The sequence below is a fragment of the Kosmotoga pacifica genome, from assembly GCF_001027025.1.
Classification (GTDB): Bacteria; Thermotogota; Thermotogae; order Petrotogales; family Kosmotogaceae; genus Kosmotoga_B; species Kosmotoga_B pacifica.
Genome location: NZ_CP011232.1, coordinates 1,206,086 through 1,227,116, shown reverse-complemented (window position 1 = coordinate 1,227,116; position 21,031 = coordinate 1,206,086). Strand labels below are relative to the sequence as shown.

The window sequence follows — 21,031 nt, the reverse complement described above, 5'->3', positions numbered from 1 at the left end:
GTTTAGGGTATAGGGTATGGGGTGTAGAAATACTCGAGAACCGAGAGCCCGAGAGCCGAGAGAACATACGGGGGGCTGACTTCGTGGAGAACCGTTTGCCGTTTCTCGTTTTTCGTTATCCGCTAAGATCAAAAGAGCGAGGTTAGATGTTGGAGATTGGAGATTAGATTCGAGAATCCGAGAAGAGCAGATTTGGGGTCTGGGGATTAGGGTGTAGAACGAACAACCTACAACTAACCACCTACAACGGTTTCTTACATCCGCTGAAGGCGCATAGCCGTGTGGAGCAACGCATATTCACTTCGAAGAAGTGCCAATCCCTGACGCAGCCGCTTCAACTGATAATTTCAATTCCTCATAGGTAGTCTATAAACTGGAATAGAAGTAGTAATTTTAACAAATCTTTATTTGAAAAAGTGATGGACTTCAAACTATACATTTACACTTTTTGCCTCAGAGAAAGCTACATTGGTGAAACTTTCAGTTGATAAGCTCCTTCTCTTATTTGTCTTCTTGAATCCGAGTCTGTATTCTCCCAGGATGAGTTTGTTTTCTTTGTTTCCTGATACTAAAAGTCTTTTTGTTCAAACATCTGGCATGTATAATTGAAACCATAATAATATTACTGGAGGGAGTTCAATGAAGATTGGTGTGATAGGTGTCGGAAATATTGGTAGTATCTTGGTAGAGCGTTTTCTGGAAACAAAACCGGAATTAAAGCTGTATATTTTTAACCGTTCCCCTCAGAAAATGGAACCTTACAAAGAACTGGACGGGATTGTGTGCTGTGGCAACGCCGCTGAGGTTTGTGAAAAGGCTGAGATCATTTTCTTTGCCGTGAAACCCCAGGACGTATCTGCCCTATTTGAACAGGTCAGGGTGGTTGAGTTTAACGAGAAGATCATAGTCAGTACCATGACAGGCATTTCTATTAAGGTCATCATGGAAGAACTTGGAACGGATAGAGTTGTTCGAATCATGCCCAATATTCCGGGAATGATAGGGAAGGGGGTTACTGGAATTTGTTTTTCTCCGGCTATTTCGAAAGAAAAACGTGATTTGGTGATAGAACTGCTGGAAGCGATTGGAAGTACTGTTGAAGTCAACGAGAAAGATTTTGCGGCGGTCACTGCATTGAGCGGAAGCGGACCGGCTTTCGTTTTCGTGATTGTAGAGGCTTTAATAGACATAGGCCTGAAGATGGGACTTTCCTACGATAAAGCGAGAGAACTGATTTTACATACGATCAGTGGCTCTGTCGAATTGTTAAAGGAAAAGGGAAATCACCCTGGTGAGTTTCGCCACCTGGTGACTTCCCCATCCGGGACTACTATCGAGGGGATATATTCCCTCGAAAGGGAAGGGTTACGCGGGACTATTATGAAAACTATTCTGGACACTTACAACAGAGCCAGAAAGATCAACGAAGACATTGAGAAAAGCCTGTAAAGCCTCACCTTATATTGTTATTATTTGCCCCGCTTTTAGTTCCTTCACGGTGGCTGGTAGTTTTTCTTTGAAAATCTCTATCGCGGTGTTTCCTGTACAGTGCCCTATGTAGAAACTTTCGATATTCATTTCTTTGATCAGCCGGCACACCTCTTCAATCTCGGGACGCGTTTTATCCGATAGATGCAAGCCACCCACAACGGTCTTTATATTCCAGTGCCTGTTGGTTTCAAGCAGTATGTTACCAATTCCTCGGTGGGAACATCCCGTGAATAACGTGGCTCTTCCGTTTTCAATAACGATTAACGAAAGCTCATCTTCAAAGAGATCCTGAAATCTTTCCTCGCCACCCATACGCTTGAACTTTCTGGAGGGTCTTTCAGCTGTCCTGAAAGGAACGGCTGGCAAAAGAAAGATGTCGTTTTCAAGAGTTGTTGTCTGATCGACTACTTCAAAGTCTGCACCAAGTTTTCCATAGTGTGCCTCGCTCTCAGGAGAACCGGCGAATTTTGGACCGCTATATCGGGGGAAAAGACAACCAGGGCCTGTGTAGACTTTCTTCTTCCTCGTGATTTTCAGGACTTCTTTGAGTCCGCCGATGTGGTCATAGTGGCCGTGGCTGACTACTATAAAGTCGATGTTAGACAGATTCAATCCCAGCTTTGCGGCATTTTTGACAGCTACATCGGTGCTGCCGGTGTCGAAAAGGATAGAATGCTCATTTGCTTCGATGAGCAAAGAGAGTCCGTGCTCAACTTCAAACCCCTTCAGGGCGGTATCGTTGCAGAGAACAGAAATCTTCATAAAGCACCTCTCGTATCGATTTAAGAGACCTATAACATCTATTTCTTTTGTTTTTCCATTCCTATAATACTACAAGCTAGCAAATTCCTTCCTTTTCAAATGATCAAGCCGATAAGATAAAATGCCATAGATGCAAAATAAGCCAGCAAAGTCTTAGAAAGAATTGTCCACTTTATTCCAACTTCTAGGTTATCTATGGCTACACGTCAACAATTTTTCCGGGATTGAGGATGTTATTCGGATCAAATACTCTTTTGATTCCCTTTATTAGTCTGATCTGAGCTTCATCAAGTGCAATAGGAAGGTATTTTTTTCTTTTTATTCCTATTCCGTGCTCTCCGCTTATACAACCTCCGAGCTCTTTCGCCAGTTCATACAATTCCCTCAAAGCCTGTTTTAAGTGTGTTTTCCAGTGTTCTTCAGAACTCTTTCCCTTTATGAAAGTGATGTGGACGTTGCCATCTCCAGCGTGGCCAAATGCGATGGTTTCAAGATTATGAGCCGCGGCGATTTCTGATGAACCTTTGAGCAGTTCCGGTATGCTGGCAGTGGGAACGGATACATCTTCCATACAGTGTACAGGGCTATAGACCATGAGGGCCTCCGCAACTGATTTTCTCACTTTCCATAGTTTTTCCCTCGTGTTTCTATTATCTGCGACAAAGACTTCAAGAGCTCCTTCTTTAAGGCAGATATCCCCAAGCTTCTCATATTCATCTGCCACGGCATCTCTGTCGTTGCCTTCGACTTCGAGAATTAGATGGGCACCGGCTTCCGAATAAGGGAAGTTCACGTTTAAAAACTCACAGGCCAATTTTATGGAAGAGTTATCCATGAATTCGAGGGAGGAAGGCATGATGCCTGAGTCCTTTATCAATTTCGGAACCACACCTATAGCAGTCTCAACGGATTCGAAAGGAGCAAGAAGGGCCACAGAGAATTTAGGTTTTGGTAGAAGGCGAAGGGTGATTTTGGTGACAATCCCAAGCGTACCTTCTGAGCCAACCAACAGGTGTACCATATCCAAACCAGTCACGTTCTTAACCATCTTACCGCCGAAATTCGTTATTTCCCCCGTTGGTAAAACCACTTCAAGGCCGTACACATGAGACCCAGTGGGACCATATTTCAATACTTTATTTCCACCAGCATTTTCAGCGATATTGCCACCTATTGTTGAGCTTTCGCTACTACACGGGTCCCCAGCGTAAAGAAGCCCATACCTTTCAGCGATCTTTTGTATTTCGCTTGTTATCATACCCGGTTCGACCGTTATCATGAGATTGGATTCATCGAATTCAACCATCTTGTTCATCTTTTCCAGTGAGAGTACGATGCCACCGGGTTCGGGAATCGCTCCCCCGGATAATCCGGTACCTGCTCCCCTTGGTGTGACAGGCACCTTGTAATGGTTTGCGAGCTTAAGAACTTCAGAAATTTCTTCCGCAGTCATTGGAAAAAGCACAACACCAGGAATATTACCCTTTAATTCTGCTGTTTCATCGTGGGAATATTTCTCCAGAAAATCTTCGTCTATTTTCATCCTTTTGCCAAACATATCATTGAGTTTTTCAAATAGTGTGTCAGGAATTTCCGGCATTTGCTTTTTCCTCCTTAAGGGAAGTGAGGTTTTCGAGAAGTGCATTCAATATTTCAACAGCGTCGCCGACAAGACCGATATCTGAAAAGTCAAAGATCGGAGCGTTTGTATCTTTATTGATGGCGATAATAGTGTCTGATGTTTGCATTCCAGCTACGTGCTGAACTGCTCCCGAAATCCCTGCGGCTATGTAGATTTTTGGTTTGACTGTGTGACCACTCAATCCCACCTGATTCTCATGCCCTATCCATTTAGAATCAACAAGGGGTCTGGAGGCACCAACAGCACCATTCACCAACTGTGCCAGTTTTTTCAGCACTTCAAGATTTTCAGGTTTTCTTAGCCCCTTTCCTCCAGAAAATATGATCTCAGCGTCCTGTATGTTCTTCTGGTTGGAAGAAATCTCGCGAAATTCTATGAGCTTTGTCCGATTTGAAAAGGTGAGGTGTGGTCTCACTTCTTCATAGATCTCCGGCCCTGAATATTTTTCATTAATTGGATTGAAGGTTTTTGGCCTTACGGTAGCCATTTGCGGTCTGTGTGTAGGGGTTTCGATCGTGGCTATGATGTTTCCTCCAATTGCTGGCCTTGTTTGAAGTAGGTTCCCGTTTTCGTCGATATCCAGACCCGTGCAGTCGGCTGTTAACCCGGTCTTTAAAGAAGCAGCGATGGCAGGCATGATTGTTCGTCCGGTTGTTGTAGCCGGGGCGAGGATTATTTCTGGTAAGAACTGTATAGCGAGATTTTTTAAAATTCCAAGGTAAGCGAGGTAATCAAACCTTCTCAATTTCTCGTGGATTACGTTTATTATGGTATCAGCTCCACGATCAAACAAATTCTTTTTTTCTATCGGGGTTAGACTGCGGTCCATTAGAACCACACAGGTAACCAGTGAATCCATCATTTTTGAAGAAAGTTCTCTGGCTTTTCCAAGAAGTTCGAAAGTGCTCGAATGGAGTGTACCTCTTCTTTTTTCAGCTATTACCCATATATGTTTTTTCATGTTCTTCCTCCAGATAAGGTCTTAAGAGCTCAGCTATCTTACTAATACCTTCCTCAAGTTTCTTACCTTCGTAGATAACGACGTTTCTTGAAATTTTAGGAGATGAAATTCGCACTACCCTCGTTGGTGAACCTTTTAAACCTACTACGGATGGGTCCAATCCCAGAGAATCACAATTTAGTGTATCGATTTTCATCCTTCGCGCTTTCTTTTTCATGCTTAAAGTAGGGAGTCTGGGTTCATTGACTTCTTTTGTGAGCGTGAGGAGGCAAGGGAAAGATGCTTCCCAGATCTCCCTTCCATCCTCCACTTCGCGTTCTACGGTAATTCCATATTCAAAAACTTCCTGTATCTTCGATACATACGAAAATACAGGCATTCCCAAAAGCGTGCCGACTTCAGGGCCCACCTGTCCCGTCTCTCCATCAACAGCTTTCTCGCCGGTGAGAATCAGTTCGAATGGGCCGAGTTTTTTCACAGCTTTTGAAAGGGTGATGGCAGTAGCGAGAGTATCAGCGCCAGCAAATCTTCGATCGCTGAGTAGAAAAGCCGCGTCAACTCCCATCGCGATAGCTTCTTTGAGAGCCTCTTCCGCGGCGGGAGGTCCCATAGAAAAGACCGTTATTTGTGCGCCAAGGGATTCTTTTATTCTTAAGGCTGCTTCGATCGCATGCAAATCCAGAGGGTTTATAACATTTCCCGAATCTTCCCTTATCATTGTCCCCGTTTCAGGATCAAGTTTAACCAGGTCCGTATCAGGGACCTGCTTTATCAGAACGGCTATCTTCATCTGAGTTCCTCCTCAAAACCTGCTTATTCTGTTTCGCCAAGAGCTTTGTATAATTTCCCCTCGGCTTTTTCTAATTCCTTTGTGGCTTCTTCTTTCGTAGAACCTGTAATAGCCATGTATATGGCTATTCGTGGTTTTCTATCGGAGGCTTCAAATAATTCTCGAGCCTTTTCATAGTCAATTCCCGTTGCCATTTGAATCATTTTTATTGCTCTTTCTGCCAGTTTCTTATTGGTTACTATCAGGTCTGTCATAAAATTTCGATACACTTTTCCCATTTCAATCATCGTTACAGTGCTTATCATATTCAATACCATTTTTTGCGCTGTTCCCGCTTTCATCCTTGTTGATCCGGTTATCACTTCCGGTCCAGTTACGACTTCGATGCTTACATCTGCGAAAGCGGCAACTTTGGGGTTTGAAACATTAGAAATTGCAACCGTGTTTGCCCCAATTCTTTTGGCCTCCCTCAACACTGATAGCACGAACGGGGTTCTTCCGCTCGCAGTGATTCCTATAACAGTATCTCCGTTGGTTATGCCCACTCTTTTTAATTCATCCGAAGCGGTTTCTTCTCTGTCTTCTGCATCTTCAATCGGTGCCAGGAACGCTTTTTCACCGCCTGCTATTATCGCTTTGAAGGCGTCTTTTTCTCCGAAAGTTGGAAATATTTCGGATGCATCGACAACTCCCATCCTTCCACTTGTCCCTGCACCCACATAGAGGATTTTGCCACCCTTTTTCAGGCTCTCTATTGTTAGAAGGATTGCTCTTTCAATTTCCGGGATTGCCTTTTCAACAGCACAGGCGATCTTCTTATCCTCATCGTTAATTATTTTCAATTTCTCAGCGATGGGAACCCTGTCGATATATATGCTCTTTTCATTGATGCTTTCTGTAATCAGATTTTCCAGGTCTTTTTTCAAATCAATCACTCCTGCCAGTAATCGTTTGGTTTTGTACTATCGATAAAGGTGGTATTGCTGGACCAGTTCTTCAAATTGCTTTTCCTCTTTTCTCCATGACTCTACCAGTTCTTCACCGGTAGCTCCGCTTTGAAGTAAGTTTTTAAAATCAGGATTACCGATGAGTCTGTCAAAATGGTTGACACCATTGGAATCATGATATACGTGGTCCCACTGAAAATCTTCGGGATGGAGTTTAATTAACGCATGAATTAGATTCAAAGCCGTTTTTAACGGCTCAGCTTTTTCACGATCGGTTATGTAAAATTCCAGTCCATAGCAAAGCTCGTTTGCGTATTTTGCTGAAAAAGGTATGAAGGTTCTTTCGCGGAATTCAATCCCTTGATGATTAAAATTGTTGAGTGTTTCCAGTAACTGTTTTGAATTTATCCATGGAGCTCCAATATACTTAAACGGATGTACAGTCCCTCTGCCAACGGAGACGTTAACACCCTCCAGGAGACACATGCCTGTATAAAGAATTGTGTGTTCGAGATCTGGAAGGTTTGGTGAGGGAGTAGGCCACAAAAGCCCCGTATTGTCATAGTAAAAATCCCTTCTCCAGCCGTCCATCTTTATTATTTCCAGGTCTGCTCCCATGGAGAACTCTTCGTTGAGATAACGTGCGAGTTCGCCTATTGTAAGACCGTAACGGATAACCAGCCCATATCCGCCTACAAATGATTCGAACCCTTTTCTAACAACAGGTCCTTCCACCTTTCCACTGAGGGGATTTGGTCTATCAAGAACTATGACTTTAATTCCCTTTTCTCTACACGCCTCCATGACATAACCGAGGGTGTAGATGTATGTATAATAGCGGAGTCCCACATCTTGTATGTCATAGATTATTCCATCCAATCCTTCCAACATTTCCTGGGTGGGCTTTAGGTGTTCTCCGTAGAGTGAATAAACCAAAAGGCCGAATCTGGGATCGATTACATCTTTGACCTTTTCTCCATCAGCGACCGCTCCCCAGATTCCGTGCTCCGGTCCAAAAAGCTTTTTTATTTTGAAACCATTTTCAAGAAGCTTTCCTAGATTGATCTCTAGCTTAGAAGTTACACCTGAAGAGTTGGTTAACAAGCCAAAATTGAGTCCCAGGTATTTTTCTTTCTCTTCGATGATCTTTTCTATACCAGGTTTTACCTTCATTCTTTCACAACCTTATTTTATTGCTCCTTGAGTCATACCTGCGATGAACTGTTTTGAAAAGATCAGGAACAATATTATTGTTGGTGCCACAGCCAATGTCAAACTCGTGAAAAGCAGGTTCCAGCGATTGGCGTATTCTCCAAAAAAAATCGATACAGCCAGGGTTATGGTGGCTTTCGAGCGGTCATTGATGAATATAAGCGGGAAAAAGAAATCGTTCCAGACGTTCACAAAGCTCACAATAGACACTATTGAGATGGCAGGCTTTATGAGGGGCAGTACAACATGTCTATAAATTTGAAGAGGGTTCGCACCGTCTATTCTTGCTGCTTCACTCAATTCGTTAGGGACACCATCTATGAAGTTTTTCAAAAGGAATATCGAAAATGGTATATTCACTGCAATATATATAATTATGAGACCAAGCCTGCTGTTCGTCAGGTGAAGATCCCTTAAGAGCAGATAGATAGGTATTATGGCTAATCTTGCAGGAAATGCGAGACCGAGCATTGAATATATGAAAAGGAAACGTCTTCCTTTGAATTCATATTTCGAAATAGCGTAGGCAAAGAGCGACGAAATAATCACTATACCCACAACAGCACTTCCAGCTATGATTATGCTATTCAAATAACCCCTTCCTATTCCTGCCTGATTCCACGCGTCAACGAAATTTTTTAACGACGGGTTTGTTGGGAGAGAAAACGGCTTTAGATATATATCTCTCATGGTCTTGAAAGAGTTACTGATCATCATCAAGAACGGTACCAGCACCAGCAAGGTATATATCAACAAAAGAGTGTAAACAATTATTTTTCCATATTTTGTGAGTGTTAGCATATCAAACGCTCCTTTGCCTTTTTTCGACGAGGTAAACGTAGAGAATGGAAACAGGCATGATTGTTGCGAATATGAAGACAGTAATCGTTGCACCAAGTCCCATATCAACGGCTGAGCTTCCCAAACCGCCAAAAGCCGTTCGATAGAAAAGTGTTCCAAGAACATCGGTGGAACGATAAGGACCGGCCTGAACACCCTCAAGAGCGTATATCATGTCGAATACATTGAAACTCCATATGAACAGGAGTATGGCTAGAGTTCTGATAGTTGAAAAGGAAAGCGGAAATATTATTCTCCATATTATCTTCCAGTTACTCGCACCATCGATATAGGCTGCTTCCAGCAACGAGGGGTTTATATCGAGGATGGCAGCCAGAAGGACAAGGACGTAGAATCCAATGTTCCTCCACGCGTTCACGAGGATTATGGTGGTAAGCGCTGTTGATTCCTGACCAAGCCAGGATTGCGCAAGACCGCCAAGACCTATGGCCCTCAAAAATTGGTTAACGAGGCCGACCTGAGGGTTTAAATAAAGACTCCACATGAAACCTACCAACACTAGCGGTATCATATTTGGGATGTATACTATGTTTCTGAACATTCTGGCACCTTTAATTTTACTTGCCAGCATCAGGGCGATGAAAAAACCTACCCCTATTTCAATCGCCGCCGCAAGAAAGTAGAAGTACACATTATGCCAGAATGCATTAAAGACTTCATTCTTAAAGGCTCCGGCTGTGAAAACCCTTCTAAAATTGTCCAGACCGACAAATGTTTTTTGCCCAACACCTGGCCAGCTGTAAAGGCTCAAGAATAGACTGTTAATCAAAGGATAAACAATGAACAGAGTGTATAACACAAGAGCGGGCAAAACAAATAAGAGAAGATATCTCTTCGCCAACTTCATTCTGACTCTCCTTAAGAAATCCCCTTCCCCATCAAAGGGGAAGGGGAGCGTTTTGGGTGATTATTTCTTCATGAGAGGTTCATACCATTGAGAAATTCCGTCCTGAGCCATTCTGGCAAGTTCTTCCGGGGTTATCTTTCCGGAATACATGGCCTGCATTCCAGGACTCAATATGTCGGTGTAGAGTGAGGGTTTCTTGGTTACAAATACGGAACCGACCCAGTAGACGTAAGGGGATGCGTGATTGTTGTAGGTATCAACAGCGATCTTCAATATTTCTAAATCGGGAAGCTTTGCTCCGCTAACGGCGGGGATGTTATAAGTTATGTTAGAGAAAATTGTACCGAATTCCGGTGTTGCGCAGAATTCCAGAACTTTCAAAGCATCTTCTCTGTTCTTTACATTCGAAGTGAGAGCTATAGCGCCATCCATGTAAGTATAGGCATAAGGCTCCTGACATTCATTAGCTGGTGGAACCATGAAATATCCAACTCTCAAATCTGGGTTAAGTTCATGCCATGTCTGGTAACCCCAAATGCCGTAAAATACCATTGCTGCCTGACCAAATGCAAAAGCGGCATTCAAGTCATTTACGGAATTGCCCATGAAACCTTTTTGATAGTATTTTTTAAGATCATTCAATTTCCTGTTGAGATCGACGAATTTCACGTCAAGGAAGCAGGTCTTCCCTTCTGTGAGGTCTTTAATCCACTCGGGGCCGAGGACGCTGACACCACACATAGCATGTTGCATAGTCAATGCCCAGGCTTCTTTGCCGGGGACGAAGAAAGGTGTTATTCCGTTGTTTTTCAGTGTTTCTGCTACACTCACAAGTTCATCCCAGGTTCTGGGAATTGAAAGGCCGAATTGTTCAAAGAAATCTTTGTTATAGAAGATTCCGACGACCTGCACAGCGAAGGGCACACCGTAGGCTTTTCCACCTGAAGTCACCGAATTTAGAACAGCCTGCGGGAAATGACTGAGGTCAAAGTCATCTGGAAGTGGTAAATAGAGGCCATTATCAATCAAAGCCTGCGTCCGACCACCGGGAAGTCTTCTGGAATAAACCAGATCAGGTCCAGTTCCCGTCTGAAGAGCAAGGTTCACTTTGGCATCGTACTCTGTGGGAGCATACGCTGTGAATTTAATCTTGATATTGTATCCTTGAGCTCTAAGATTTGCCTCAACCTTTTTCCAGACATCTGCATCCTGGCTTCTCCAGCTCCAGATTGTAACTTCGCCTGAAACAGCTATGATAGCCAGCAGGAGAACCAATGAAAGTAAAAACAAAACTCTCAGTTTCATGCAACTCACCCCTTTTTTGTGAAGTAAAGGATACACAGTTTTATATGGTAAGCCAATACAAGCCGATTAATTATACAAACATATATAGCATTACTCCAAGACAGATAAAGGGCAGTTATAAGCAATAAACTGACAATATCAGGAAATAACGTTGAAGAGAGTAATCGTTTATATGAAAATATGTATATTCATATTAGATATGATAATACATTAGAATATAACGAAGCTAAATCACCTTTTTAATCTCTGAAAGAGTTCTCTCGCGATATATAAATCGGTTCTATCGTTGAAGATTTCAACGTCAGAGTCAGGAAATTTTTCGATTATTTTTCGAGAGTATAGGGGAGATTTGAAGCATCCACCACTGAGTATGATTCTGGAAGAGCCTGTTTTCTTCAGGACTACGCTTATCATTTCAGACAGGAGTTCGGAGGCTTCTTTAATGATCGTAAACACCAGTGGTGAAGGGTCTTTCAGGGCTATTTCGGTAAATGAGGCAATTTTTGCCTTGAAATCTCCACTCAACTGTAGGTTTGCCAGAGATTCAAGGCTATTTAGGTTAAAATGATCGAGCATCTTTTGAAAGATAGGATCTGGTGGAATGAGTCCATCACGATGTTTTAAAGCGTATCTGATCAGTTCTTTCGAAATCCAGAAAGCGCTACCTTCGTCGTCGAACAGGTGCCCCCAGCCTCCGGCCCGGGAAGGCTCTCCTTCGGAGTTTTTTCCGTATACCACGGAACCAGTTCCAGCAATAACAACCACCCCGTACCCTTCAGGAAAGCAGGAACGATAAACACCTTCAACATCCGTAATTATCTCCCGGTATGAATTAGGGAACACGTCGTTCAAAGCTCTTTCGAGTGTTGCTTTTCTTACTGGATCTCCTGCACCTGAAAAAGAAGCTACCAGTGCATCGGGTACACCAAGATGCGACTTCAAGTTTTCAAGTAGTTCCACCAAATTTTCATATTGTACTACTGAAAGATTGGAGCTAAAATCAAAAGTCTCTTTCTCGAAAGAGGAACCGTCAAATATAGAGGCACTTAAAAGAGTACCGCCCCCATCTATCCCCATGACTTTCATAATGACTTCCTCACGACTTTCAGCTTGTATTTGTCACCTCTGTATATTGATTCAACGTATTCCAGACACAAACCTTCAGATGTGTAAGTAAGCCGGTGGCGTAAAATGCCGTAATCTCCCTCGTTGGTCTCGAGGTATTTCGCTTCTATTTCCGACAGTTTTGCGATTTCGATGATTTCGACGGCATGGTCGAGTTTTATGCTGAATTCTTCTTTGAGCACCCGATAAAGCGATTCATTCGACATATCCATCTTGATAATGTTCAACACCCTGATATCTACCAAAGGGTTGAGATAGCTCCTTTCTATTGCCATTGGTTGGTCGTCAAGGAACCTCACTCTCTCTAACAGGACAACCATACCTTTATGTGGTAGTCCAAAGGCATCCATTACTTCTGTGGGAGGAAATATTATTTCGTTTTTCAGGACAAGCGATTTCGTGGTATGCCCTTCGCTTATGGCTTCTTCAGTAAATCCTGCGAGTGTACTTAACTGCTCCTCGCGCTTTTTTTCCGTTACGAAGGTGCCTTTTCCTTTTTTGGAGATGAGGAGTCTCTCCCTTTTGAGCTCATCAAGAGCGCGCCTTACGGTCAACCTGCTTACTTCAAACTCTTCACAGAGTTCTTTTTCTGTTGGAAGTTTCTTGGAATAGGTTCCATCTTCTATTCTCGCTTTCAGTGTGCGATAGATAGAGATATACGCTGGAACTCCGTGTTCTTTCTCTGTTCTGACAGACAATCTTTCGACATCGCTTACTCTTTCCAGTGGCTTTTTGTTCATTTCAACGCCCCCTTTATAGGGTTTTGATGGTCACCTTTGCTTCGATGAGCAATGACAACGCTCCTATTTTAATACTTATTTATTTGTATTTTCAAATGGCAAATGTATATAGCATATAAACAATAATGAAAGTATTGCGTTCTAATGGCCTCATATTTCCCATAATTACCATAGATTGTCCGTTGGTAAATTTGTTATCTTATTCTTTCAAGATTAATATTAGAAGGGGTGATTCATCTGGAAAAATCTTTTTGCGAGGTCAAATTCGTTATAGAAGAAGGTATAAAAAAACGTGTATATCCTGGAGCTGTCATCTTAATTGGCACAAGAGAAAAAATACTTTTCTTAAGGGCATTTGGAAGAGAAGCACCGTCAAAGGATGCGAAAACTATTACCATTGAAACTGTGTATGATCTGGCGAGTCTCACCAAAGTTACAACCGTTCTGCCGGCAATTATGTTCCTGATTAATAGAGGACAACTTGCACTCGGGGACCCTGTTTATATTTATCTGAAAGAATTTTCAGATAGAAAACAGATAACGATTTTTCATCTCGTGACCCATTCTTCCGGTATGCCCCCTTATTCAACAGCATGGAGAAGTCTTAGAGGTAAAGTTCTTCTGGATAAACTTTTAAGGACCAAGCCCATATTCCCAGCAGGTAAGAGATTCCAGTATTCGTGTATTAACTTCATCATTTTGAAGGCTGTTATCGAAGCTATTACCGGTACGCTTTTTGATCGCTTTTTAAGAGAAAACATTTTCGCTCCCCTTGGATTGGAATGTATAGGATTTTTGCCAGATGTAAAGCGTTTTCATGTTGCTCCTACCTGCAAAAGGGAAGGAGAATTCTTGAGAGGAAAACCCGATGATGAACTAGCTTATTATCTGGGAGGCGTGAGTGGAAATGCTGGATGTTTTTCGAATGCTATGGATCTGTACAGATTGATTAACGGGCTCGAGGGAGAGAAGCTTTTTCCTAAACGTATTTTTGAGTTGTTTACCCGTGAAATAGTGGACATAGGCGGAGTAAAAACACATCTGGGCTGGCGTGTGCCCGATTTTTCAGGAAGTTCAGGAGATTTTCTCGACACATACGCCTACGGACATACGGGATTTACGGGAACATCGATCTGGGTAGATGCAAAAAGTGGTGTCAGAGTAATATTCCTTTCTAACCGGACAAGGTTGAGTAGAAGGTCAACGATTCCTTTGATGCAAAGTATTAGAAGAAAACTCCACAATGTTGTATTTTCAGAGTTCAGATAATAGAGGTGAGAAAATTGAGTAAAACATTAAATGAGATTATGAGGATACCATTGCTTCTCAAGAAAGCAGAATCCTACGGACTTTCTCTAAATAAAGAGGATAGACACCTTTTCGTAGGATGTGGTTCTTCATACAATATTGGTTATATTTCCTCTAAAGTTCTTAAGAGGTACGGGATTCGTGCTCAGGTGCGTACCGCAGGAAAACTCCTCGTCACACAGGAATTGCCTGAAATAAACAAAGCCTTTCTTATTTCGAGAACGGGTGAATCAACGGAAACCATCAGAACGGCGGAATTGTTGAAAAGCAAAGGGATATATACCTTTGGAATAACCTGTGAGCCAGGCACGGGACTCACAGAAGTATGTGATGAAAGTCTGGTTCTTGACTTCTCCAGAGAAGAGAGTGTTGTCATGACGGGTTCTTTTCTTGTAATTCTCACAGTTATCTTGAATTCCGTAGGATCTAAAGACCAGCATAAAGCGGCAAAGCACCTGCTTGACGATAGTATGGAATATTTCAAAAACATTCCCCTTGAAGATTTTAATCACTTTGTATTTCTTGGATATGATGAAAATTATGGGATAGCAAAGGAGGGGGCTTTGAAACTTCAAGAAATGGCTTTAGAGCGAGTGGAGTATCACGAACCCCTTGAGTTCAGACATGGGCCGATTTCGACATTAACCAGGCAAAGCTTTGTTACGCTCATATCAAAGAGTTCCAACTATGAAAAGACTCTCGTGGAAGACCTAAAAAAACTGGGAGCAACGGTATCGGTTATCGGGGAAGCTGGAGACTTCAGTATTAAAAACGAAAATGGTCTCGAATCGCCGTTAAAAATCATTCCACTTTTGATCCTTGGATATCTAAGGGCTATCAAAAAAGGTTTGAATCCTGATAAGCCAAAAAACCTTTCGAAGTCGGTGATAATATGATCAAAATCGAGGATTTATTAATTGTTGACCCCGTTGACGGCGAGTACACCGGCTCTGTGAAAATCGGTAAGGGAAAGATTGTAGATATACGCCGCTATCATTGTACTCCAAAGGCGATTTTAATGCCCGGTTTTGTTGATGTACATACTCACGGTCAATACGGTATAGATACGATGAGTGCGAAAGCAGAAAACTTTGAAGAATGGGCAAAAAGGAACTTTGAGCAAGGTGTTACAACCTTTCTGCCCACAACGGTTTCTGCGAGCTTTGAAGACATCTTGAAGGTGGAAGATGCTCTGGCGAAGCTGCCTTCTTCGATTGCAGGACTTCATCTTGAGGGGCCTTTCATCAGCAAAGAAAAAAAAGGAGCTCAAAACCCTGAGCATATAATATCTGTGACAAATGGCTTTGAACAGATTCTCAGATACCCAGTGAAAATAATCACTGCAGCCCCTGAGATAGATGGATTCAACAGGCTTGTTGGAATCTGCAGAAAAAAGGGGATAGTCGTGAGCATCGGTCACTCCATGGCTACCTACTCTGTACTGAGACGTGCTTTTGAAATGGGTATAGACAGGATCACCCATTTTCCCAACGCTCTTTCCACGCTTCACCACAGGGAGCTGGGTGTGACAGGGTCCGGTCTATACCTTGATTTCAACCTAGAGATCATCGCCGATGGAATTCACAGTGTTCCTGAGTTCGTAGATTTTGTTTATCGAGTTAAAGGTGCAGATAGGCTAATGCTGGTTACTGATTCGATATCCGCAACTGGGCTTGAAAATGGCATCTATGAGCTCGGAGGGTTAAAATTGGAACTGAAAGGGAAGAGGGCAGAACTGGTAGAAAGCCGTTCCCTTGCCGGGAGTACTCTGCTGTTCAACGACGCTGTCAAAAATTTCCGGAAGTTCACAAACTGCAGTTTGAAAGAACTATCAAAAGTTTCTTCATATAATTCTCTCCTGAGTCTTGGCATAACCGGGTTGGGACGTATAAAAGAAGGTTACACTGCCAATCTCGCCTTACTGAATGAAGACCTGACTGTCCTGAAAACTATATTCAAAGGTGAAGAGGTCTATAATAAATGAAAGACGCCGGTTACCCGGCGCCCCTTTTTTGATCGATTCAGAATCGATAATGCATCTGTGAAAGTAATTTGATCTTTATCTGTTCCAGCATTTTATCAATTTCTTTGTAATGAATTCTTCTTTCTCTTTCGTTCATGAAAAGCACCTCCTTCTCTCGGTTCAAAACCCCCTTGGTTGGCTGAAAATTCTCTTCAAGGCATTCTCTTTTCTCTGTTCCATTTCCCTATCGATCTCTCTCATGCTATTTCCTCTCTTCATCGGGCCATCCCTCCTTTTCGGATTTAGAATCCTATTGGTTGGATGTAAATACTCCGCAAGACTTTTTCTTTTCTCTGTTCCATTTCCCTGTCGACCTCTTTCATACTCCATCTTCTTTTCATCGTTTCAACCCCCTTTTTCTTGATATTCTTCCCTCGATGCTCATAATATACCACGAAACACTTGAAGATGTCAAGGGGTGAATTAAAAATTTTAAGGTTTAACTTAAATATTTATTAGCTGGCGTTGTCTTTTTGTGAGGTGAATTTGTTTGTAATGTGCTATGAAAGCTATGTACGAGTGTTGTTTGGAATTTGAGGTGTTTTTGAGAAAAGAGAAATTTCTTATATTAAATTTGAAATATTTACTCGGAATGATTAAATATTTAGCTGTTCAATGAGGTTTTTTGGAGAGAATTTTGAAAGAAATTTTCCAGATAAGATATTTGGAATTTTCGACATTTATGTGGTATTATCTTCAAAACACATTTCAGAGAGGATTGGGATTATGAGAAGTGCAATTATCTTCATAAATCTCAATAATAATAACAATAACGGGCCGGGATCGGTCGGTTTTGCCTTTGCGTGAAGTTGTTCAAAAAAACCGGCCGATGGGAATCCATCGGCCTTATTTTTTTATATAAGGGGTGATCTTATGGAAAAGAGTCTAGGAATTACAGAAAAAGTTATGAAACATCTTGAGAACCCTGTAGTGCAGAAAGCAGTGAAAGTGAAGGCGGAAGTAATCGCACGCGCTACTGAATTCTTGAGGGAGCAGGGCTTTGTTGAGCTCTTGCCGACTATCGTATCTCCTTTGACGGATCCACTGAACCATGAAGTTTTCAATGCAAGATTTGATTACTACGGGACGATCTATCGACTAACACAGTCAATGATATTTCACAAACAGCTTGCAGTAACAGCGTTTGATCGTATCTTCATAGTTTCTCCCAATGTCCGTCTGGAGACTGAAGACAAGAAAGACAGTGGTCGTCACCTGTTTGAATTCACACAGATCGATCTTGAAATGAAAGGTGCGAAACGAGAAGTTGTCATGAATCTGATCGAAGAACTGCTGGTGTATGTTATTTCCAGTGTAAAGCGAAGTTGCAGTGAAGAACTCAGAGCACTCGGATCAGAGGTCAAAGTTCCTGCGATTCCCTTTAAAAAGGTTAAGTATCTTGAAGTACTCAAAGAATATGGAAAGGATTTCGAGAAGATCCTTTCTGAAAGAGCGACTGAACCTTTATGGCTGGTGGATATCCCGATAAATAACAGGGAATTCTATGATAAACTTTCGGAAGATGGGCAGACCCTTTTAGATATGGATCTGATTCTCCCTCAGGGGTTCGGAGAGGTGCTTTCAGGCGGTGAAAGAGAATACGATTATGAGCGGATATTGATGCGCATGGAGTACAAAAACACCGACAGGAATGACTTTGAGTGGTATTTGCGAATAGCTGAAGATGGAGGACTCGTTCCTTCAGCCGGCTGTGGTTTTGGGGTGGAACGTCTGACACGCTATATCTGCAATCTGCCCCATGTGAGTCTCACAAGGCTATTTCCAAAAGTTCCAGGCATGGACTGGATATAAAATTGATTTAATGTATTGAAACTATATAACATCGAAATCGAATCGAATAATATCCATAAGGCAAAAAATCAACGGAAGGTGTATGATTGAATTGTGATTTTTTTAACATCACGAAAGCTTTGAATGAGGTGATTCTATGAGAAGTATAGTGATCGATGGTCAGATATCTTATAATGCGGTATCGCAGATTTTTAACTCCGAAACCTTCCGTGCTTTGCTGACCGAATTAATAAAAGATTCGGTGAGAAAAAAGACTTCATTGTATGAGCTTTTCGATCTATTCATCAAAGATCCAAAAGAGTCAGTTTTTGAGGAAAGATATGACATTGATTCTATTATCCAGCTATTACTGGCACTTATGGTCAATACAATTGAAGAAATTGATACTTCCAAGTGCTATTCCTTTCCCAGGTTGAGTGATAAAAAAGAACTGCTTGTTAAATTCGTTGAGAGTTTATTCAGTCTCTGGAGAAATAAACACAGGTTCATGCTTAGAAGGGACACATACACCCCCGCGAGGCTTAAAAGGATATTTAAGCAGACAGTTCTCGTGAATACAAATGCTGAACTTAAAACTCTCGTTCTCAATACATACAGGCAGATATTGATCAATATTTCTGATGTAAGTCTGAAAATTATGCGACAGGAACCTGGTGGCGCTCAGGTGAGTTTTCTAGTCGATAAACCTGAGATTCATCAAAGCGCAATAGTAGAAAAAGCTAAATGGTTATATGACTTGGATTTTGTATGGAGCATCATCTTTGAACCACCTGTCATTTTTTATACCCGCTCCAACAAAAGGAGAGGGCTTTTTAAGGTCATAGACAGACCGATACTCCACAAACTTAGCATTGATAATCCTCAAAACTGGCTTTTATTCCCCATATTTGTTGGTAACAAGTTGCTTTTTGTTCTTACTAACAAAGAGTATCTGGCCCTAGCCGCTGGTCTTGGAAATCTTTTCGAAATTGCCAGTTTCCATAGTATAAGAAACAGAAAACCAGATGGGATCTATGTATTTGGTATAAATAGTGATTTCTTTGAAAAGCCCGAAGACGTAAATGGGGTGATTTATAAAGAAGAAGACAATATGTATGTAGGACTGATTGGAGACCATCCTTCCATCGACTATTTTGGTTATATGAAAAAGATGATCCTAACTATTCATAACCTTTTGGTATTAGATGAAGGTAGATTGCCCATTCATGGTGCACTTGCACAGATAAGGCTGAAGGATGGGAAATGCGCAAATATCATGCTGATCGGTGATAGCGGAGCTGGAAAATCGGAAACGCTGGATGCTCTGAACCAGTTGAAAGAGGAAGTTTCGGAAGTGAACATCCTTATCGACGATATGGGATCGCTTGCCATAACGGAAACAGGCGAAGTTGTTGCTTTCGGGACGGAAACGGGGGCTTTTGTCAGACTAGATGATCTTCAACCAGGTTATGCATATTCTACGATGGATAGAAGTATATTTATGAATCCTAATGTTGTAAATGCGCGAGTTATTGTTCCCTATTCAAATTATGATGAAATTATACGTCCAACGAAGATTGACTACTTCCTATATGCTAACAATTATCAGAAAGTCAAAGAAGGGGAAGAGATTAGATTCTTTAATAGTGTCGAAGAAGCACTGGAAGTGTTCTCAAAAGGGGCAAGGATCGCAAAGGGAACAACGTCTGAAAAGGGACTGACTCATAGTTACTTTGCCAATCCCTTTGGTGCAATACAGCGAAAAGAAAGGCACAATGAAATAGCTATTAAATTTCTGAAAGCCATGATGAATACAGGTGTTAAAATTGGAGAGGTGTGTACACAGCTGGGCATAAGTTCGTACGAACAAATAGGCCCCCTGCAAGCAGCCAAGAGCCTGATAAAATTGATCCAAACGTAAAAACAGGGTGGTTGAAATCACCCTGTTTTTTTAAAAAACATAGGCTAAAACGCTATCGTAATAAAATCCCCCTAACCCGAATCCAACAGTAGTTTTGGAAAAATAATGTTCACCCCATAGCACTTTGATGGTCACTCCGGCGCCGAGGTGTAATGCGGTTCCATATAACCCTATCGATACGCCAGCACCAGCACCAAGCAAGAGGCTGTAGTTGTAGTTGCCGAACACACCAGTGTAGAGTTCAAAAGGTGTCAAATCAGCAGCAGCACCGATACCAGTTCCAAGAACGGCCATCACAGAAGCATGACCCATGTAACCAAAGAGCGTAAAACCATCAATAGTAAGACCGCCCGCTATGCCGTAAGCGTTTCCTACATCACCAAGCCCGAGGAAGTAACCACCACCAAATGCTATAGAAACAATCGTTAAAACAAGCACAATAAACACTAGTTTTTTCATGCACAACCACCCCCGTTGTTGCTGAAATTATAACTTAATAGAAAAGATATTCAAAGATTTTGAAGGACTATCTGGAGGGGGGTGAATGTGACAGATCTATGAGAATTTTGAAGCTTTTCAAAAAACGTTTTTCACGTAAAAATACGTGTTCAAAGAGCTTTAGATAAGAAAGACGGCACGAGAAAAATAGGTGCCTATTACCACTTGCCTTTCACATAGAATTTTTGCTTCTTCATCCGTTTCTTCTCTATCCACGAGATTATGGGACAACGCATTTTCCACGCGTTGAAAAGTCGACTGAAGAACTTCATTTGTTTTTACCTCCAATACCAGACAAATTTTTCAAAATGTTTTGAATGAATGGCCCTTTAGCATCAGTGTATTTTTCGCGTTCATTTCTGTACTTTTTTGCTAGCTTTTTCTTCAACTCACAATATTCTTTTGCGGTTTCCGGGTGTTTCCGGAGGAAGTCCCTGAAGAAAATGTGGCTCTTCCAGAAAGGACTTTCCTTCTCAACCATGTGAATATGAAATCCTTTCTTTCTAAAATATCGCCTCTCAGGCATTAGCTTCTCATATTCCGGAACATAAGTGTAACCAAGGCACATTATTGAATCGATGTATTTCCATACCCCGGAAAGGTTACGTAAACCTATCATAATGTCGATTATCGGTTTGGCGCAAAGTCCAACTACCGATGTACTGCCGATGTGCTCAATCTGCACCGATTCTCCCAGAACATTAAGCAATTTAACTTTCTCTCTTTCGAAAAGCTCTGGCCATACCGGGTCATATGATACGATTTCAACCGGTTCATTATCACACATAAATATACCTCCAAATCTCC

The 21,031-nt window shown here is 41.9% G+C and carries 19 protein-coding genes; 6 read left to right on the top strand and 13 right to left on the bottom strand.

Features of this window, described 5'->3' with window-relative positions:
• Positions 1–639 precede the first annotated feature (639 nt).
• The gene (gene proC, locus IX53_RS05710) at positions 640–1,449 is read left to right on the top strand and encodes a pyrroline-5-carboxylate reductase (RefSeq protein WP_047754531.1); all 810 of its coding nucleotides are present in this window, start codon (positions 640–642) and stop codon (positions 1,447–1,449) included.
• A 9-nt stretch (positions 1,450–1,458) separates the two neighbouring features.
• On the opposite strand, the gene IX53_RS05705 is transcribed toward proC, so the two are convergent.
• The 11 genes from IX53_RS05705 to IX53_RS05655 form a co-directional block, all read right to left on the bottom strand.
• On the bottom strand, positions 1,459–2,253 hold the full coding sequence (locus IX53_RS05705; protein ID WP_047754530.1) for an MBL fold metallo-hydrolase: 795 nt from the start codon (positions 2,251–2,253) through the stop codon (positions 1,459–1,461).
• A gap of 199 nt (positions 2,254–2,452) precedes the next feature.
• Positions 2,453–3,853, bottom strand: coding sequence for an FAD-binding oxidoreductase (locus tag IX53_RS05700; RefSeq protein WP_047754529.1), 1,401 nt, complete (start codon positions 3,851–3,853; stop codon positions 2,453–2,455).
• Positions 3,837–4,856 (bottom strand): electron transfer flavoprotein subunit alpha/FixB family protein, encoded by a 1,020-nt coding sequence (locus IX53_RS05695; RefSeq protein ID WP_047754528.1) that lies wholly within the window; start codon positions 4,854–4,856, stop codon positions 3,837–3,839. Before IX53_RS05695 ends, IX53_RS05700 begins: the two co-directional genes overlap by 17 nt.
• Entirely contained in the window at positions 4,828–5,646 is an 819-nt protein-coding gene (locus IX53_RS05690) for an electron transfer flavoprotein subunit beta/FixA family protein (protein WP_047754527.1), read from the bottom strand. The genes IX53_RS05695 and IX53_RS05690 overlap by 29 nt, the downstream gene beginning before the upstream one ends.
• 23 nt (positions 5,647–5,669) lie before the next feature.
• Positions 5,670–6,572: an N-acetylmuramic acid 6-phosphate etherase gene (murQ, locus tag IX53_RS05685; protein WP_156173118.1), complete on the bottom strand. Its 903-nt coding sequence runs from the start codon at positions 6,570–6,572 to the stop codon at positions 5,670–5,672.
• A gap of 36 nt (positions 6,573–6,608) precedes the next feature.
• Entirely contained in the window at positions 6,609–7,766 is a 1,158-nt protein-coding gene (locus tag IX53_RS05680; RefSeq protein ID WP_047754526.1) for an exo-beta-N-acetylmuramidase NamZ family protein, read from the bottom strand.
• Positions 7,767–7,778: 12 nt separating this feature from the next.
• Complete coding sequence (locus IX53_RS05675; protein ID WP_047754525.1) at positions 7,779–8,606, bottom strand: carbohydrate ABC transporter permease; 828 nt, start codon at positions 8,604–8,606, stop codon at positions 7,779–7,781.
• A 1-nt stretch (position 8,607) separates the two neighbouring features.
• Positions 8,608–9,513 (bottom strand): carbohydrate ABC transporter permease, encoded by a 906-nt coding sequence (locus IX53_RS05670; RefSeq protein ID WP_047754524.1) that lies wholly within the window; start codon positions 9,511–9,513, stop codon positions 8,608–8,610.
• 60 nt (positions 9,514–9,573) lie between these two features.
• Entirely contained in the window at positions 9,574–10,818 is a 1,245-nt protein-coding gene (locus tag IX53_RS05665; RefSeq protein WP_245612687.1) for an ABC transporter substrate-binding protein, read from the bottom strand.
• A gap of 231 nt (positions 10,819–11,049) precedes the next feature.
• Positions 11,050–11,904, bottom strand: coding sequence for a BadF/BadG/BcrA/BcrD ATPase family protein (locus IX53_RS05660; protein ID WP_047754523.1), 855 nt, complete (start codon positions 11,902–11,904; stop codon positions 11,050–11,052).
• The gene (locus tag IX53_RS05655) at positions 11,901–12,683 is read right to left on the bottom strand and encodes a GntR family transcriptional regulator (protein WP_082128489.1); all 783 of its coding nucleotides are present in this window, start codon (positions 12,681–12,683) and stop codon (positions 11,901–11,903) included. The genes IX53_RS05660 and IX53_RS05655 overlap by 4 nt, the downstream gene beginning before the upstream one ends.
• A gap of 228 nt (positions 12,684–12,911) precedes the next feature.
• On the opposite strand from IX53_RS05655, the gene IX53_RS05650 reads away from it, so the two are divergent.
• From IX53_RS05650 to IX53_RS05625, 5 genes are all read left to right on the top strand, one after another.
• The gene (locus tag IX53_RS05650) at positions 12,912–13,952 is read left to right on the top strand and encodes a serine hydrolase domain-containing protein (protein ID WP_245612686.1); all 1,041 of its coding nucleotides are present in this window, start codon (positions 12,912–12,914) and stop codon (positions 13,950–13,952) included.
• A gap of 14 nt (positions 13,953–13,966) precedes the next feature.
• Positions 13,967–14,887, top strand: coding sequence for an SIS domain-containing protein (locus IX53_RS05645; RefSeq protein WP_047754522.1), 921 nt, complete (start codon positions 13,967–13,969; stop codon positions 14,885–14,887).
• A complete protein-coding gene (nagA, locus tag IX53_RS05640; RefSeq protein ID WP_245612685.1) occupies positions 14,884–15,975 on the top strand; it encodes an N-acetylglucosamine-6-phosphate deacetylase in 1,092 nt (363 codons plus the stop codon). The genes IX53_RS05645 and nagA overlap by 4 nt, the downstream gene beginning before the upstream one ends.
• A gap of 912 nt (positions 15,976–16,887) precedes the next feature.
• On the top strand, positions 16,888–17,826 hold the full coding sequence (locus IX53_RS05630; protein ID WP_047754520.1) for an asparagine synthetase A: 939 nt from the start codon (positions 16,888–16,890) through the stop codon (positions 17,824–17,826).
• A gap of 136 nt (positions 17,827–17,962) precedes the next feature.
• The gene (locus IX53_RS05625; RefSeq protein WP_047754519.1) at positions 17,963–19,726 is read left to right on the top strand and encodes a GTPase family protein; all 1,764 of its coding nucleotides are present in this window, start codon (positions 17,963–17,965) and stop codon (positions 19,724–19,726) included.
• 30 nt (positions 19,727–19,756) lie between these two features.
• Here the strand turns inward: IX53_RS05625 and IX53_RS05620 are convergent, their stop codons facing one another.
• Together IX53_RS05620 and IX53_RS05615 are read right to left on the bottom strand one after the other, a co-directional pair.
• Positions 19,757–20,185: a hypothetical protein gene (locus tag IX53_RS05620; protein ID WP_047754518.1), complete on the bottom strand. Its 429-nt coding sequence runs from the start codon at positions 20,183–20,185 to the stop codon at positions 19,757–19,759.
• 307 nt (positions 20,186–20,492) lie between these two features.
• Positions 20,493–21,011 carry a GrpB family protein gene (locus IX53_RS05615; RefSeq protein WP_047754517.1) on the bottom strand — a complete coding sequence of 173 codons (519 nt, stop codon included), beginning with the start codon at positions 21,009–21,011 and terminating at the stop codon, positions 20,493–20,495.
• Between the last annotated feature and the right edge of the window lie 20 nt (positions 21,012–21,031).